This window comes from Candidatus Accumulibacter propinquus (assembly GCF_056856495.1).
This window is the reverse complement of the sequence record NZ_JBSEHC010000003.1, coordinates 798,427-813,086: the sequence shown is the minus strand read 5'-3', so window position 1 is coordinate 813,086 and position 14,660 is coordinate 798,427. Positions and strand designations below refer to the sequence as shown.

At 63.3% G+C, this 14,660-nt stretch carries 15 protein-coding genes; 2 read left to right on the top strand and 13 right to left on the bottom strand.

Annotation, left to right across the window (positions count from 1 at the left end; genetic code table 11):
- The first annotated feature begins 21 nt into the window (after positions 1–21).
- Positions 22–510 (top strand): cytochrome C, encoded by a 489-nt coding sequence (locus tag AC15MQ_RS09765; RefSeq protein WP_483079986.1) that lies wholly within the window; start codon positions 22–24, stop codon positions 508–510.
- A gap of 194 nt (positions 511–704) precedes the next feature.
- Positions 705–1,331, top strand: coding sequence for an SAM-dependent methyltransferase (locus AC15MQ_RS09760; protein WP_332337360.1), 627 nt, complete (start codon positions 705–707; stop codon positions 1,329–1,331).
- A gap of 76 nt (positions 1,332–1,407) precedes the next feature.
- Here AC15MQ_RS09760 and AC15MQ_RS09755 read toward each other — a convergent pair whose 3' ends face one another.
- The 13 genes from AC15MQ_RS09755 to AC15MQ_RS09695 all read right to left on the bottom strand — a co-directional run bounded on the left by AC15MQ_RS09755 (position 1,408) and on the right by AC15MQ_RS09695 (position 14,640).
- On the bottom strand, positions 1,408–1,974 hold the full coding sequence (locus tag AC15MQ_RS09755) for a DUF3299 domain-containing protein (RefSeq protein WP_350497790.1): 567 nt from the start codon (positions 1,972–1,974) through the stop codon (positions 1,408–1,410).
- A gap of 30 nt (positions 1,975–2,004) precedes the next feature.
- On the bottom strand, positions 2,005–3,279 hold the full coding sequence (locus AC15MQ_RS09750) for an ABC transporter permease (protein WP_287666701.1): 1,275 nt from the start codon (positions 3,277–3,279) through the stop codon (positions 2,005–2,007).
- Positions 3,267–3,989 carry an ABC transporter ATP-binding protein gene (locus AC15MQ_RS09745; protein WP_287666702.1) on the bottom strand — a complete coding sequence of 241 codons (723 nt, stop codon included), beginning with the start codon at positions 3,987–3,989 and terminating at the stop codon, positions 3,267–3,269. The genes AC15MQ_RS09750 and AC15MQ_RS09745 overlap by 13 nt, the downstream gene beginning before the upstream one ends.
- A 7-nt stretch (positions 3,990–3,996) precedes the next feature.
- On the bottom strand, positions 3,997–4,572 hold the full coding sequence (locus AC15MQ_RS09740) for a DUF2796 domain-containing protein (protein WP_483079985.1): 576 nt from the start codon (positions 4,570–4,572) through the stop codon (positions 3,997–3,999).
- A gap of 139 nt (positions 4,573–4,711) precedes the next feature.
- On the bottom strand, positions 4,712–5,494 hold the full coding sequence (locus AC15MQ_RS09735) for a metal ABC transporter permease (protein ID WP_287666707.1): 783 nt from the start codon (positions 5,492–5,494) through the stop codon (positions 4,712–4,714).
- Positions 5,491–6,396, bottom strand: a complete 906-nt coding sequence (locus tag AC15MQ_RS09730) for a metal ABC transporter substrate-binding protein (protein WP_483079984.1) — start codon at positions 6,394–6,396, stop codon at positions 5,491–5,493. The genes AC15MQ_RS09735 and AC15MQ_RS09730 overlap by 4 nt, the downstream gene beginning before the upstream one ends.
- 19 nt (positions 6,397–6,415) lie before the next feature.
- Entirely contained in the window at positions 6,416–7,789 is a 1,374-nt protein-coding gene (locus AC15MQ_RS09725; RefSeq protein WP_483079983.1) for a hypothetical protein, read from the bottom strand.
- Between the two features lie 73 nt (positions 7,790–7,862).
- The gene (locus tag AC15MQ_RS09720) at positions 7,863–8,144 is read right to left on the bottom strand and encodes a hypothetical protein (protein WP_287666711.1); all 282 of its coding nucleotides are present in this window, start codon (positions 8,142–8,144) and stop codon (positions 7,863–7,865) included.
- Positions 8,145–8,793: 649 nt separating this feature from the next.
- A complete protein-coding gene (locus AC15MQ_RS09715) occupies positions 8,794–9,993 on the bottom strand; it encodes a DUF3142 domain-containing protein (protein ID WP_483079982.1) in 1,200 nt (399 codons plus the stop codon).
- Positions 9,994–10,272: 279 nt separating this feature from the next.
- Positions 10,273–11,202: a hypothetical protein gene (locus AC15MQ_RS09710; protein ID WP_332335246.1), complete on the bottom strand. Its 930-nt coding sequence runs from the start codon at positions 11,200–11,202 to the stop codon at positions 10,273–10,275.
- A 143-nt stretch (positions 11,203–11,345) separates the two neighbouring features.
- The gene (locus tag AC15MQ_RS09705) at positions 11,346–12,149 is read right to left on the bottom strand and encodes a YfaP family protein (protein WP_483079981.1); all 804 of its coding nucleotides are present in this window, start codon (positions 12,147–12,149) and stop codon (positions 11,346–11,348) included.
- The gene (locus tag AC15MQ_RS09700) at positions 12,146–12,967 is read right to left on the bottom strand and encodes a YfaP family protein (RefSeq protein WP_287666719.1); all 822 of its coding nucleotides are present in this window, start codon (positions 12,965–12,967) and stop codon (positions 12,146–12,148) included. Before AC15MQ_RS09700 ends, AC15MQ_RS09705 begins: the two co-directional genes overlap by 4 nt.
- A gap of 11 nt (positions 12,968–12,978) precedes the next feature.
- On the bottom strand, positions 12,979–14,640 hold the full coding sequence (locus AC15MQ_RS09695; RefSeq protein ID WP_483079980.1) for a DUF2300 domain-containing protein: 1,662 nt from the start codon (positions 14,638–14,640) through the stop codon (positions 12,979–12,981).
- Between the last annotated feature and the right edge of the window lie 20 nt (positions 14,641–14,660).

Here is a 14,660-nt window from a genome sequence, read left to right as displayed (position 1 = left end):
CCTCTCTAGCAGGAGAATGCCATGAAATTTCTTGCCGTTAGTCTCCATTCGCACAGTCAGATACGCCAGTGGATGAATTGGTGTGGCTGGCGTTATCCATGGCTCGTCGGCTTGCTGCTCTCGGGCGCCGCCATGGCCCAAGATCAGCGCCAACTGGTCACTCTGCCGCCGCCAGCCCAGGAAGTATTGCGTCAGGAGATGCTCGACAATCTGCTGGTGATCAACGAGATTCTCACGCTCGTCGGGGGCGGCAAACTCAAGGATGCTGGCAATCTGGCCGAGCAGAAACTTGGACTTTCCGCACAAGGCAAACACCGGGACAAGCCTTTCGATGCCCGCCCGGGGCCTCACATGCCAACGGCGATGCATGCTTTGGCCATAGACGGCCACCGTGCCGCCAGCGAATTCGCCAAGGCGGCACAAACGGGAAACCGGGAGCGGACCATAGCACTCCTGCCCAACCTGACAAGCGCCTGTATAAGCTGCCATTTCTCCTATCGAACACGATGATCGACCGTCAGCACCACACTTTCTGAACTGAATCCAGCAAACGACACATGCTTTGGGTGCTGGCTATTGGGCCGGTGTGTTACTCGCCATTCTGGCGATGTCTGTCGTAAACCGAATAATTCGCGCCAGTCTGGCTGCAAGCCCACACCCACGTTCATCGCTGGTGGAACCTGCTGGGAAAGGATAGGCTTTCAATGAGCCAAGAAATTGCATGGAGTAATCGCTACCGGGAGGCCGGCGAACATTATCTCTTTGGCACCGAACCGAACGAGTTTCTCGCGCATCGAGTTGCCCTCTTGCAGAACGGCCGGACTGCGGTGTCGGTTGCCGATGGCGAAGGTCGGAACTCGGTCTGGCTTGCCGAGCAGGGCCTGGAAGTCACCGCGATCGAATTCTCCGCGGTCGCCATTGAAAAGGCCCGGCGGCTCGCGGCTGGACGCCGCGCCGAGGTCCGCTTCGTCCTCGCCGACATGCTTGCGCCGGACTGGCCGCCGGTGGAACTGCACGGTGCTTTCGACTGGGTGATCGCCATCTTCATTCAGTTCACCGGCCCCAAGGAAAGGGAACGACAGTTCGCGGTGTTGAAGCTGCTTGCGCAGGCGGGTGGACGCATCCTGCTACAGGGCTACACACCCAAGCAACTCGACTATGGGACCGGGGGGCCGTCAGCTGTCGAAAACCTGTACACTGAAGAACTGTTACGAGCAGCTTTCGGCGACTGGAAAATCGAGGAACTCGTTGAATACGAGGATCACATTGCTGAGGGAATGGGACACAAGGGGCGTTCGGCGCTGATTGGCCTTATAGCGCGAAAGCCCTGATCCGGACAATCTGAGAGCAGTGACGTAAGCACGGCCACAAACACAAATCGTTTCATCACCAGACCTCTGGCAAGCTTTACTTGCTGCCTGGCAAAGCATACGGTGCAATCACGCTGGCCTGCAGGCGATAGGCTGAGCGACCCCACGAGCTGTCACCGGCGGAAACTTTCAGAAGACCGCTGACCCATATCGCGTCCATGCTTTGCATGTCCTTGAGGGGCTTGTCGGAGAGCACGTAGATGATCTGGTTGGCAGGCGGTGGCGGAACGTGAATGCAGGCTCCGAAGTAGGGCACGAGCAAAAACTCACGCACTTCGCCCTTGATGCGTTCGAGGGGAATGGCAAAACCTGCGATGCGGATCGCTGCGCCGTTGAGCGACGGCTCGGCGGGTGCGTTGGCCCAGGCGTCGCGCATGCGGGCGAGCGCGTCCATGGCACGCGGATCGGCATCCTGCATTTTCGCCAGATCAAAGCCCTTGAAGGCATCCGCAGGGTTCCAGTTGGGTGGAATTAGCTGCTCCCATGTGACTTCGCGGAAATTCGCTGTCGGCGAGGCAGGCGCCTTGCTGAGACGTTCGCCTACCTGGTACGGCACACGTGGAGGCTCGGCCAACAGTGCTGTCGAGCCGGCAAGAAGCAGCAAGAATGCGAGAGGTTGAAAAGCGCGCATGATTCAGGTCCTTGGGGTAAGTCCATCGATCAGTGAAAGGCGATAGGCGCGCAAACCCGGCAGCAGGCTTGCCACACTACCGGCGAGCAGGATCCAGCCCAGCAGCTTTGCCAGGGAAACCAGATCGTCGCGACTCAGACTCAGGCCATTGAGCGCGATACCATAATGGATTTCGATCCAGGGAGTGCCAAAGAACAGCAGTGCAGCCAGCAAAGCTAGGCCAGTCAGAATTCCACCGACGGTGACCGAAACACCCTCGATGGCAAGCAGCACCAGCAGTTCTCGCGGACGTGCCCCAACGGAACGCAGGATCGCCAACTCGCGCCGGCGGGCATCCAGGCTGGCGAGGATCACGGCCACCAGGCCTCCCAGCCCAACCAGGGCGACCAGCCACGAAACCAGCAGCAGAGCCTGCTCACCCTGCCCGACGACTTCCCAGATCTGATCCAGCGTCACACCGGGCAGCACGCCCATCAGCGGTTCATCGACATCATCCGCGATGGCCCGCTGCATGGCAAAAACATCGCCACGCTGTTTCAGTCCGACGAGTTGGGCGGTAAGGGTCCTGGGCGTGAGATCGAACTTCCTGACCAGTTCGGACGGAATCGAAAAGCCCGGCACCGGAGCGCCACCCTGCCAATCGAGGTGAACAGCCTCCATGCCGGCCAGGCTGATGTGTACGGTGCGATCCACAGGCGTGCCGGTGGGCGCCAGTATTCCGACGATAAAGAAAGGCTTGTCGCCATGGGCGGCACCTTCCAGCGCGCCGCTGCCATGCGTCAGGACGATCTTTTGTCCGAGGCGATAGCCCAGCCGCCTGGCCACCTCGGCGCCTAGAACCGCGTCGAAGACGCCTTCGAAAGGCTTCCCAGCCTGCAAGCGCAGGTGTTGCCGATCGCCATAGCGAAAGTGCGTGAAGTAGTCGAGGGAGGTGCCGAGGACCGGAAAGCCATGATGCGAGTCGCCTAACGACAGTGGAATGCTCCAGGCCACGGCTGGATGTCGTGAGATCTTTTGCGCCGACGTCCAACGCATGTTCTGGCTGGCTTCGCCGATGCGAAAAACTGCGTACAGCATCAACTGGACTGGGCTGGAGCGCGCACCGACCACCAGGTCCGTGCCGGAAACCGATTGCGAGAAACTCTCGCGGACATCGTGGCGGAGTCGCTCGACGCCGACCAGCAAGGTCGTGGCGAGGGCGATGGAGAGCAGCGTGAAGCTCAGGGTGTAGCGCCGATTCCAGGCACTGCGCAACGCGAGCGCGATCAGATAGCGCATGCGACACCTCCGGCGACGGTACGGTTGAGCAGCGGCAAAGCCAGATCGCGAGGGAAATGGTGTGCCAGGCGGCGGTCGTGGCTGACGAACAGTACTGTCGAACCGGCAGCATTCGCCTCATGCAGGAGCAAATCGAGAAAGGCTTCCTGTCGCTCGGCGTCGAGAGCGGAAGTGGGTTCGTCTGCAATCAGCAGTTCGGGATGTCCGATCAGTGCGCGTGCTGCCGCCACACGCTGTTGCTGTCCGACCGACAGATCGGTAGCCGGGCGTCGCCACAAGTCGCGGGCCAGATCGAGATGGCCCAGCAAACGTTCCGCTTCGCCGCGTAGCGAGGCGCCACCGGCTTGTGCCCGCTCACGTCGCCGCGCGGAGAAACGACAGGGTAGCAGAACGTTGTCGATAACCGGCAGATAGGGAACAAGATTGAATTGCTGGAAGACGAAACCGATGTGGTCGGCCCGCAGCCGATCGCGCTGCGTCGACCGCAGGCGCCCCAGAACCTCTCCCAGGAGTTCGATGCTTCCGCTCCCGGGCACCAGCACGCCACCGATCAGGCTCAGCAAGGTGCTCTTGCCGCAGCCGCTCGGTCCATGCAGGAAGGCGTGCTCGCCGCGGCGCAGGCGTAACTCGGGCAGATCCAGGCAAACAGCGCTCTGGCGAGGCCAGCTGAAGACCAGATCCGTGATGGCGACGACCGTTTCGCTTTTCATGATCGGGTTACCAGTTCAATGTGTTGGCCTTGGGCGAGAGTCTGGCCGCAGACTGTCGCTTGGCGGTCACTACTTGCGCGCGGATTTGCCGGTAACCGGGGAAAGCGTCGAACAGTTTCACCTCCAGGCCCCGCAGTGCAGCAGGCTGGGCGCAATGGAAGGTGAATTCGGCATCCAGGTCGGCGTGCTCTTGGCCCGTCCTCGCTCGATCGTCACCCTGCGCGGCGTTCGCTGCAGTCCTGACGACAGGGGCTTCGCCGAGTACTGCGGGGTCGATGACCGCCGACTCCAGCTTGACATTCACGAGCCGGCAGCCAGCGCCTGGAGTGGGTAGAAACAGCTTGTCAGCCTGACGTAACTGATTCGCCATGCGGCGTACCTTGTCCAGTTCCTTGTCGCCTTTGGGCGCCCGCTCGAAACCCAGAAGACTGTCCAGTGGTGATTCGAGCGTAATGCGCAACGTATCATTCTCGACGCCGACGTTGAGTTCGGCAGCCCCGTGAACATGGGCTTTTTCAGCGTGCGCGACGGGATTGACGATGATCAAGGCGGCGGCAAGAGCAAGAAGTGTGCGAGTGAGCATGGGAGATCCTTGTGTTGGAGTTATGCGCAATACATCAGATGGTCGACAATGAATGGTCAGATACATCAGGGTTGCTAGAAGACCAAAGCGTCTGGTTGGTGATGATCGGCGCCGTTGACGCAAGCGTAGCAGCGATCGCCTAGCCCTGCCCATCGTCCATCACGGTCCGCCTGGCGGTAGCCGCGTACCAGAGTAACGCCAGGGCGACCAGGACCCAGACGATGACCGGCCCGGTCGGCAGGTCGAGCGCAGTCGATAGCACCAGACCTGTCGCATAAGCGGTGACGCCCAGCAGCCACGCTGCCGGCAGGCGCCTGTGCGCCATCCGGCGTGTCGCCAGCGGTGGCACGATCAAGGTTGCGAACACCAGATAGAGTCCGACGAGTTGAACCGACAGGGTCACGGCGACCGCGAACATGGCGTAGAAGCCAAGCTGGCCAAGCCGGCCGCGAGCACCGAACCAGAGAATCAGAATCGCTCCGTAGGCCACCGCCACCCAGAGCAGGCGGGCAGGTTGTACCCACAGGATCTGCCCGACGAGCAGATCGCGCAAGTGTTCGCTGCCATGGGGGTTGCTTGCCAGCAGCAACACGCTGCCCGTGGCAGCGAGCACGAAGGTCACGCCGATCACCGCTTCCTGCACATCGGGCCAGATCCTTTCCGTCCAGGTGAGCAGCAGGGCGCCGGCGAGCGCCGCCGACAGCGCTGCCAGCTGTACTGCAGCGCCCGCCGGTTCGAAGCCGACTTGATCGGCTAGCAGCACGCCGCAACCGGCAATCTGCGCAATCGCCAGATCGATGAAGACGATACCGCGGGTCAGCACCTGCATGCCGAGCGGCACGTGCGTCGCCGTCACCAGCAGGCCGGCGGCGAACGCCGGCAACAAAATGGAGGCTTCGACGCTACCGAAGTCGAAGCTCATTGCGCCCCCTTCAGCAAGCGCTGGATCGTGTCCTCGAAGAGGCTGAAGAGATCCTTCGCAGCCCCGTCGCCGCCGACGGTGAATGGCAGGACCACGGCGTTGATCCTGGCTCGCTCGGCAATCCACTGCGACGCACGGTCGCTCTGATAAGCGGCACGCAGGACCATCTTCACAGGCTGCTGTTGCAGCGTTGCGAGCACCTCCGACAGGTGGCCAGTGGTCGGTTCGACGCCCGGTTTGGGCTCGAGGGCAGCGACCTGTTTCAGCCCGAGCCAATCCTCGAGGTAGGTAAACGCCTTGTGCTGCACGAGGATCGGCACGCCTCGCAGCGGTGCGGCCTGCCTTTCCCAATTGGCGATTGCCGTGCTCCAGCGGCTGAGGAATGCCTTGTGGCGCGCCTGGTAGGCAGAGGCATTGGCGGGATCGAGTTCGGCGAGCCGTGCCGCCAACGGCGTTGCTATGCGTGCGATGTTGTGCGCATCGGTCTGGATGTGTGGATTGCCGCCAGGATGCACGTCGCCGTCGGCACGATCGATGCGATCCGGTTTGTCGAGCATCCGCACGTGTTGCGCTGCTTCGAAATAGCCCGGCTTTCCCGGCTGCACCCTGGCATTTCCAGACTGCTGCAGCACCAGCGGCAACCAGCCGACTTCCAGTTCGGCACCAGTCGCGACAACGAGGTCGGCAGTGCGTGCACGGGCGATCAGGCTTGGCCGGGCTTCGATGTGATGTGGATCCTGCAGAGCGTTGGTCGCCGTGTAAACCCTGACCTTGTCACCCCCCAGTTCTTCGATCAATGCTCCCCATTCCGGTACGCTGGCGAAAACGTTCAGCACTGCCAGCGCCGGTGTCGCCAAGGCGGCAGAGATCAGCACCGCCAGGATTTGTAGAAGACGATTCATGTGTGGCCTTTCAAGTTTCTCAGTATTTGTGCGCGCCGTGCGCACCCAGGGTCAGGATGTACTGCAGAAAAACCTGATTATCGGTAAGGTCAGGCTGGAGCTTGCTCTGCTGCACCTGCAGGCGGAAACGGCCAAACTCTGAGGGTGTGTAATCGAACATCAGCGCGTAACGCTGCGGATTGAACCCTGATGAGTCCAGGTAGGCGGCATTCGTGCCGTAGCCGACGGTGCCGGGTTCGAGCCGGTCATAGCGGGCGCCGACACGCCACTCTGGCATGAACTGGTAGACCCCCTGCAGATACCCGCCGCTCTGTCGCGACGAGTAGCTGGATGCGTTGGTCAGACCGAGCGCGCCGTCGCGATCGTAGGTGAGGTTGCCATTCTCCTTGCGCCAGAAGTACTCGCCCTGCAGCTTGAAATTGGTGTTCTGCGCATTGCCGTTGGGTGCGTACTTCCATACGAAATCGGCGATCGCCAAATTGCTCCTGCCGCTGAAAGACAATTGCGAATCGACGCCGGACGTGTCTACTTGCACGTACTCACGATCCTGAGGCTTCAGGCCGAGGTACGACAGGCCGGCACGCCAACTGTGGCTGGTACCGATATCACCGCCGGCGTGCGCGTAGAGAGCATAGTTGCCGACGCCGTTGCGATTGCGCTCTGTGCCCGGAAAGCTTGCGCCATCGCCGACCTCGGCACCCAGTTCGAGGTAGGTGTCGGTCGGCGCCACCCATTTCAGTTGCAAGCCATCACTGCGGAACTGGCCACCAAGAAACGCCTGGTACGGTAGCGGCGCATCGTAGAAATCCCAGCCATGCTGGTGCTGGTCATTGAGATAACCGATGCTCGACAAAAAGCGTCCGAACTTCGGCCTGAGTCCACCGGGAAGGGCGGTCAACACACCATAGGCTTCTTCGACCTCGACGCTGTTGTCAGGAGAGAGCGACAGAATCATGTTGGCGTAGATCTTGTCATCGACATTGGCGCTGAACCCCAACTCGGACTCGGCGATGCTGAATCCGCGCTTGGCTGGCGCGATGTCACCGCTCGGTACGAAGCCGTTGATTGCATATTTGTTTGGATCTTGCGAGAGGTTGGCATAGACACCTTGCAACACCGCATAGATGGCAGGATTGAAGGCGCTGGCCGAAGTCGGTGCGGCGGCAAACAGCGCTGGTGCCGCGACGCTCTGTATTGCGCTGGCCTCGACCTTCGCAGCGGTCTTTTCGGCCTCGGCGAGGCGGCTTTCAAGCGCTGCTATACGTTGCTCGTAAGTCTCCTTCATCTGTTTGACCTGGGCGCGGATCTCGGCCAGATCGGCTTCGTTGGCGGCGTGCGCCGGCAGGGTAAAGCTCAGTGCCGCAACCAGGGCGGCGGAAACGGGGGTACGCATGATGACTCCTCAAGAAAACGGAACGCCTCCCTTGGCAGGGATTTCTGGCGGATCAACGATTCTGGTGAAGCGATCAGGCGGGAGGAGGAGCGCGGGCAAACGGCAGAAGGAGCCGGAGGGAGCAGGAGAACCAGGCTACCTGGGCAAGCGGTACGACAGGGAGGAAAGGTTCGGCCACGGCCTTGGCAGGCGTCGGCACCGGGGAGTCGAGACCATGCACAGCCAGGCAGAAGACGCAGGCATGCCCGCCCCCCTCATCGGCATCCGGCTTGAGATGATCGACGTAATGGAGCAGTGCTGCCGACTGCGCCAGCACCAGTAGCAACGCAAGAATAGCGGATCGAAGCAGCTTCATTCGCTGTCGGTTAACGAAGCCGCGCCGCAGAACATGGCGCAAGTATTATTGCCGTTCTCGCGATCAGCGACCGGCACGCTGATGATCATCTGCATGTCCCGGTACACTCGGCATAACGTCCAAACTGGTCGAGGTCGATGCGCGACAGCGAGAAAATAACGCGCGCACCTGTGCGACGAATAAGCAGCACAACGCTTTCGGTTTCCACAGGAGTCTCGACAGAGCACGTGATAGCAGGCACCATGGTCGAAAATTGAAGCACATGCCAGGCTCAAATGCAACATTGTTGCAAGTGCATCATCTGGATTAGCTGCAAGCACCCCATGACATATAACTGAAATCTGCATGGCGTTGGTGATGGCGAACGTTCTGGCCAGCAGTTAATTGGACCAACCCCTTGGCTGGCTGGTCCTTTTTTTCTTCCTCACGCAAGATTACGGGTTCGTCAAGGTTGGACGTCGCCGTTTGACACGGCTGTGTATCCGTTTCAACAACGTGAGCGTTCGAAATGTTTGATCCTCCATCCGAACAGGCTCCTCAAAACGGGATCGTACCGAGAATCTGGACTACAACCTGGTGCTGATGTGATATGTACTGACACGCAGGCTCTACAATCAAAATGGGCCGGGCCGGGGCCCTGTTCCGCGGTTCACTCATCAATGCGCACCCGACCAGTCCCCGCGCGACACTCCACAAGACCAACAATGACCTGGCCACCGACGCGCAACAGGGCGTTTTGTCTGCGCAGGAAAACGCTCTCGTCGCCTTCCCGTTCGAGGACGTAGCCGTTGCTTCCCGCGATGCCGCGGCAGGGTGCCTTGACGACCAGGGCGGCCGGCAATGTGCCGTCCATCGCGCCGGCGTTGCGTAGCACCACCGTTTGCCGGCCCGGCTGGTCGCTGGACTGCAGTTCGCCGGCCAGGCGCACCGGCGTTTCGCGGTGGGAAATGACGGCGCGCCAGGTGACGGGCGTCCACGCGCGTTGGTCGCCGGCGAGCGGCAGGCGAAACCAGACGACGCCAGCGAAGTGCCGCGGTGACGTCTTTTCTAGCCAGCGCAGGAAAGCCGAAACGGTGGCTGGCGCGGCGAAGAGTTCGCGATCTTCGCCGGGCACGGCGCCGAGCCGCCCGCCATCGATCGGTACCTCGCTCTCGATGGCGGCAATCCGGCCTTGTCCGTCGAGCACGACGCGCGAGCCGTAATTCGGTAATGCGACCCGGAAGGGCTTGCCGGTCCGACGGGCGAGGCTCGCTGTCCACGCGCGCGCGCCAGCGGCATCGAACAGACTGCGCGCCTGCTTGTCGAGCGAATGCAGTTGCAACACGACTTCGTCGACCGTTGCCAACAGGCCATCCAGTTCTCGCGCGCCCAGCCAGTCAGGCAGTACGGTGATTAACAGTCGCTGGCCGGGCGGCAAGGCTCGGCGCAAGGCGACGAGAAAACGCGCGTAGTCGGCGAGTTGACGGCTACCGCAATCGTGGTCGATTTCCAGCGTCGTCGATGTCGGCCAGTCGCCGCGCACGGCGACGAGGTCGGCAACCAGCATCGCGCTGTCGAGCGTTGCCAGCGGCGCGGCGATGCGCACGACGGGAATCGCCGGGCGGCCACTGGCAACGATCGCCGCCCGATCGACGGCAATCGGCTCGAATCGACCCTGGCGATCGATCTCGCCAGCGAGGATCCGCCACGAGCCCACGAGGTCGGCGGAATCGCGCAGTGCCGCACTCAGCGCGGGCTGCCAGCGGCGTTGCCAGACGTAGGCGTCGTGCGCGAGCGGCGTCGGCTTCTCCCCGCAGGCAGCGAGCAAGACTGCCGCCAGCCAGGCCACTGGTAGCCAGCGCGCGCTCACGGGTAAACGAAGGACTTGACCCGCGTTGACAGGTAGGGACGTGCGTAGGAACCGTCCGGGTTGCCGCTGAGCGTCATAGCGACGCGCATTGACGACCAGCAGGTGCGGCTGTTTCGTCCTTGCCGCGGCGGCACCGGCGATCCTGCTGCGGATCGCCGCTCCGAGTTCGCCGCCGGAGTGCCGCCAGCCCCCGCTTGGCGTGTCGAGCGACACCTGCGCCGCCGCAGCGGCGTCAAGGGTGGCTTGATCCGTCGCGAGTGTGACACGAATGAGCGGTCTTCAGCGGACCACCATCCACTTGTCCTCGCTGCCGCGCACCACCAACATCTGCTGTGGGTAGTAGACGCCAAGAACGACGCCGATGCACATCTGGATGTCGTTGCCCTTGATGCGCGAGAAGGCATTGCTGTCTTCAGGACCGAACAATTGGCCGGACTTGGTGCCGACGACGATTTCCGGGTTGCCGGTCGTCACGATGTCAAGGTCGGCGGCTGGGACGATGCGCACGCCGGCAGCATAAGCCTTGTCCAGACATCTGGACTTCCTGATGGCGTCGATATTGAGTTGCATGGAACTGTTCTTGATCCCGGACAATTCCTGGTAGATGGGCTGAAAGCCGGGTTTGAAGGCGGCGGCGCGGTCGCGCACCAACTGTTTGAGGGACTGGAGATCGGCATCGCTGAGCGAAGTCACCGGTGGCTGATGATGCCAGGGACGATCTTCGGCAAAATCGGCGTCGAATTCCCTTTCGAAGCTCACCGGGCCGGTGACGCTCTTCTCCTCTTCGCCCATACCTGTCTGGTTGGTTTCCGAAAAATGCCCCGGCGAAGTTTCCGTGCGGATCACCTGATCCGTGACGGTGGCGTAGCGAAAAAGCGCACGATAGGGCTTGGTACCGTCTGCGGGTGTGAATTCGATACGGATGCGGTTCTTGCCCTTGCGCACCGAACTGCCGAGAGAAGCCGTCGGTGCCCACACGGCAGCGGCCACTTCCCGTTGCTCGAACAACACTGGCACCTGCTGGGCGACCACTTCCTGTCTGGCAACGGGAACGCCATTGACCAACACCCGCGCCTGGCCGGCGACTTGTTCCACCTTGTCCGCTTTGCGGTCGCCGGTGTAGGGCGAGAATTGGAATTCGACATTCAACACGGCCGCCGAAGCGGTAACGGCCCAGGACAGCCAAGCCACAAGCAATGCATTCTTCATTCTCATCCTCTCAAGTCGAGCCGAACACCGTGTGCTCCCGTGCCAAGCGTATGATTTCGGGCACGAATTGTCCAGTCGTCGGGATGGCGGGCAGCATCCGCGGCAGGCGGCGAGCAACACGGCCACTGGCACGCGCCACCAGTTCACGGGTAAACAAAGGACTTGACCAGCGTCAGTTCGCCGGGGCGGCGCAGCGGCACCCGGAAAACCTGCAGTTTTTCATCGGGCGTGCCTTCGCGGGTGATGATGGCAACCTGGGCGATGGTAATTTCCTGGCTCTCTTCCTGCCCGTCAGTCCCCATGCCGCCGCCGAAGTAATTGACGTAGACCTGCCAGTTGCCGTGTGGCGGCGACGGGATGGCATAGATCTCCGGGCCGTAACCGCCGGTGACATCGACGTCGAGCGCGCCGCCGTTGCGGCCGAGACGATCCCCGAAAAAGACGTGCTGACCGTCCGGCGAGAGCACGTGCAGGTCGATGTCGGTCATGTCGCTGTCCCAACTGAGGACAATGCGCAGTCCGACGCGCTGGCGCGCCGCGTTGGCGTCGTAGAAGTTGACGCGCCGCCCCTGCTTGCGGTCCGGGGTGCGTACTTCGACGCTGTTGGCGCCGGGCGGAAACGCGTAGGGACGCGCGAAGGAACCGTCCGCGTTGACGCTCAGCGGCATGGCGACGCCATTGACCACCAGCAGGTGCGGCTGCCTGGCCTTTTCCACAGTGGCGCCGGCGATCCGGCCGCGGATCGCCGCGCCGAGTTCGCTACCATCCTCGCGGCTGCGCGGGCCACCGGCATTGACCCGGCTGGCCGGGTAATTGACGTCCTGCAGGTGCTGCGCCGGCTCGCCGCCGGAGTGCTTCCAGCCGCCGCGTGGCGCGTCGAGCGTGACCTGCGCCTGCGCCGTAGCGGCGACGAGCAGCGCGCACAAGGACCGGACCAGGCGGCTCATTTTTTCTCTCCGTAACGCAGGGCGCGGACAAAGGTCAGATCGCCGACGCGACGCAGGGGGACGACCAGCGTTTCCTGACGCTCGTCGGGGGTGTTCTCGTTGCTGACGATGGTCACGCGGGTGGTGATCAGCGGCTTGTCGTGCGCGTCGGCGTCGAAGTTGTAGCCGGCGGCGTCGAAATTTCCCCAGTAGTTCACGTAGATGAGATAGGCCCCCGGGACCGGCGCGGCGGTGGAGAATATCTCCGGACCACCGCCATCGACGCTATCGACGTCGAGACCGCCGCCCCGCCGCAGCAGCGGTTGCGCCCAGAAGGCGTGCTCACCGTCGGGCGTCAGGATGTGCAGATCGACTTCGGCATGCGCATCGTCCCAGCCGAGAACGATGCGCAGCCTGCTGCGCGTCTTTTCGGCATGGTTTTCGTAGAACTGCAGACGGCGGCGAGTGCCGCCGGGGGCGACGATTTCAACGCTGTTGCTGCCCGGCCCGAACGCCCAGGGTTTGACGAAGCGTCCCTGTTCGTCGGTGTACAGCGGCATGTCGATGCCGTTGACGATCAGCCGGCCAGGCTGGCGATTTTTGCCGGCCTGCCGGAGTTGCCCTTCGATCAGCGTGCGATTCTTCTGGCCGCCGCGATCGACCGGCGGCTTCGGGTAGGCGGCGGCGATGACCGATTCCCGCTCCTCGGCGAGCGCGCCGTTGCGCCAGCCACCGCGCGGGCCGTCGAGCGCGATGCCGCTGTCGGCAGCCGCGCCAGCCGTGCAAAAGGCGGCGACGAGGAAGAGCGGGGAAACGCAATGGCGAGGAATGGTGAGCATGGGGATTGCGGTCAGGGGGTGCCGAGCAGCGAACGCGCCGTCTGTTCGACGAAATCCTCGTCACGGCCGCGAGGATGGTTGGCAAGGGCGAAATGCAGGTATTCGTGGGCGACCGTCAGGCGTTCGTTGGCGCTGCCGATCCCCGACGCATAGATGCGGCGGCGTTCGATGTCGGCGTAGGGGTTGCCGTGATCGAGGCGGCACACACGCGGCAGCGGCGCCGGTGCCTCGAAGCCGACGACGCCGGCCAGCCGCCGCTTCCACACCGCCTGGCGGCCAGCGAGCCAGTTCTCGGCGCTCGCCAGTGGCTGGCATTCGCCGGCATCCGCTTCGCCGACGACGCTGAAGCCGGCACCGCCATAGGCGTGTTCGAGAATTTCGTCCCACCGTTCACCGGCGGCCGCGCCGGCGACGGCGGCCTGCCACGAGAGTTGCTGCGGCGCACTCCGGGTCAGGTGGTAGCGACCGGCAACGCCGCTGAGGACCAGGCCGTCGCTCCACTGCGCGACACGCAGGGCAGCATGCTCCGGTGGCGCCGGCGAAACCCGCTGGGCGCTGCTGTCGTCGTCGATTTCATAGCAGCCGCCCGCATGTCCGGCATGCCGGACGAGATAGGTACGGGCGGCTACCGCCAGTGCCCGCGCGGCTGCCGCCGGTTCGGCACCGGCCTCGCGCTGGATCACGCGGGCAACGTAGTCGTTGAGTCCGAAACGTCCGGCGACGACCGGCCGGCCGCCGGGCCGGCCGAGGCTGAGTTCGCCACGGCTGCTGAAGCTCAGGCGCCGGGTATTGGCGAAACGCGCTTCAACGCTGCCGCGCAGCGGGCCAGTCGCCGCCGGACGACCATCGACGAGGACTTCCGCAAGCGGGTAGCGGCTGAAAAACCGAACGCGCACGCAGGCCTCGTCGGGTGGCGTCGGCTGCGGCAGGCGACCGGCCAGCCAGGGGGCCGCTTGCTCGATGACCTGCGCGCTGCTGCCGCTGCCGCGCAGCCACACCGGCGTGCCGTCCACCAGCCAGCCGGCGAAGCCGCCGATTCGCCGGCCCTTGCCGTCGTGCCAGCTCCAGGTCTTGACGCGCATGCCGTTGCCCAGATGCGAGAGCAGCGGGCGGGCACGCGGTTCGAGACTGACACGCTGCAACGCCGCCATCGTCGCCCGGCGATGATCGCCGTCGATCGCCGCCAGCGCGGCGAGCAACGAAGCGACGGAGACTTCGGTCGCCGGTTGCAGTCGGTCGAGGTCGAACAGCCACGCGGGTGCCCGAGGCGCCTGGCGTGTCCACCAGGCACGCCATTCCGCCGCCGACACGCCGACGCGCCGGGGCATGAAATAGAGGCCACACGATTTGGCCAGCGCTTCGTCGCGGCCGATGCGTTCTCCAGGCGCGCAGCAATAGGATTCCTCGGCCGGATCGCGCCCGCTGCAGCGGTAGTCGGCGACGTTGCGCGCACCGGCACTCAGGTAGGCGTACATGAAAACTTTCCACAAGCTGCCGAGCGGCGTGCTGGCCGGCACGGGCATCGTCTCGCCGCCGTTGGCAGAAACGCGTACTGCGGTGGGGGCTTCCGGATCACCGAAAACGAGTTCCACCGCGGACCCGGCAGTGGCCTCGGCGGCAGTCAGTGACCAGCCCGCAACCAGGCAACAGCAGAGGAAGATCCGTGCAAGCATTCGCCTGGCCGACGCCGGCT

Coding starts and splice junctions, on each gene's coding strand:
- AC15MQ_RS09765 (WP_483079986.1), top strand. CDS start 22: ATGAAATTTCTTGCCGTTAGTCTCCATTCGCACAGTCAGATACGCCAG.
- AC15MQ_RS09760 (WP_332337360.1), top strand. CDS start 705: ATGAGCCAAGAAATTGCATGGAGTAATCGCTACCGGGAGGCCGGCGAA.
- AC15MQ_RS09750 (WP_287666701.1), bottom strand. CDS start 3,279: ATGCGCTATCTGATCGCGCTCGCGTTGCGCAGTGCCTGGAATCGGCGC.
- AC15MQ_RS09745 (WP_287666702.1), bottom strand. CDS start 3,989: ATGAAAAGCGAAACGGTCGTCGCCATCACGGATCTGGTCTTCAGCTGG.
- AC15MQ_RS09740 (WP_483079985.1), bottom strand. CDS start 4,572: ATGCTCACTCGCACACTTCTTGCTCTTGCCGCCGCCTTGATCATCGTC.
- AC15MQ_RS09735 (WP_287666707.1), bottom strand. CDS start 5,494: ATGAGCTTCGACTTCGGTAGCGTCGAAGCCTCCATTTTGTTGCCGGCG.
- AC15MQ_RS09730 (WP_483079984.1), bottom strand. CDS start 6,396: ATGAATCGTCTTCTACAAATCCTGGCGGTGCTGATCTCTGCCGCCTTG.
- AC15MQ_RS09725 (WP_483079983.1), bottom strand. CDS start 7,789: ATGCGTACCCCCGTTTCCGCCGCCCTGGTTGCGGCACTGAGCTTTACC.
- AC15MQ_RS09720 (WP_287666711.1), bottom strand. CDS start 8,144: ATGAAGCTGCTTCGATCCGCTATTCTTGCGTTGCTACTGGTGCTGGCG.
- AC15MQ_RS09710 (WP_332335246.1), bottom strand. CDS start 11,202: ATGAAGAATGCATTGCTTGTGGCTTGGCTGTCCTGGGCCGTTACCGCT.
- AC15MQ_RS09705 (WP_483079981.1), bottom strand. CDS start 12,149: ATGAGCCGCCTGGTCCGGTCCTTGTGCGCGCTGCTCGTCGCCGCTACG.
- AC15MQ_RS09700 (WP_287666719.1), bottom strand. CDS start 12,967: ATGCTCACCATTCCTCGCCATTGCGTTTCCCCGCTCTTCCTCGTCGCC.
- AC15MQ_RS09695 (WP_483079980.1), bottom strand. CDS start 14,640: ATGCTTGCACGGATCTTCCTCTGCTGTTGCCTGGTTGCGGGCTGGTCA.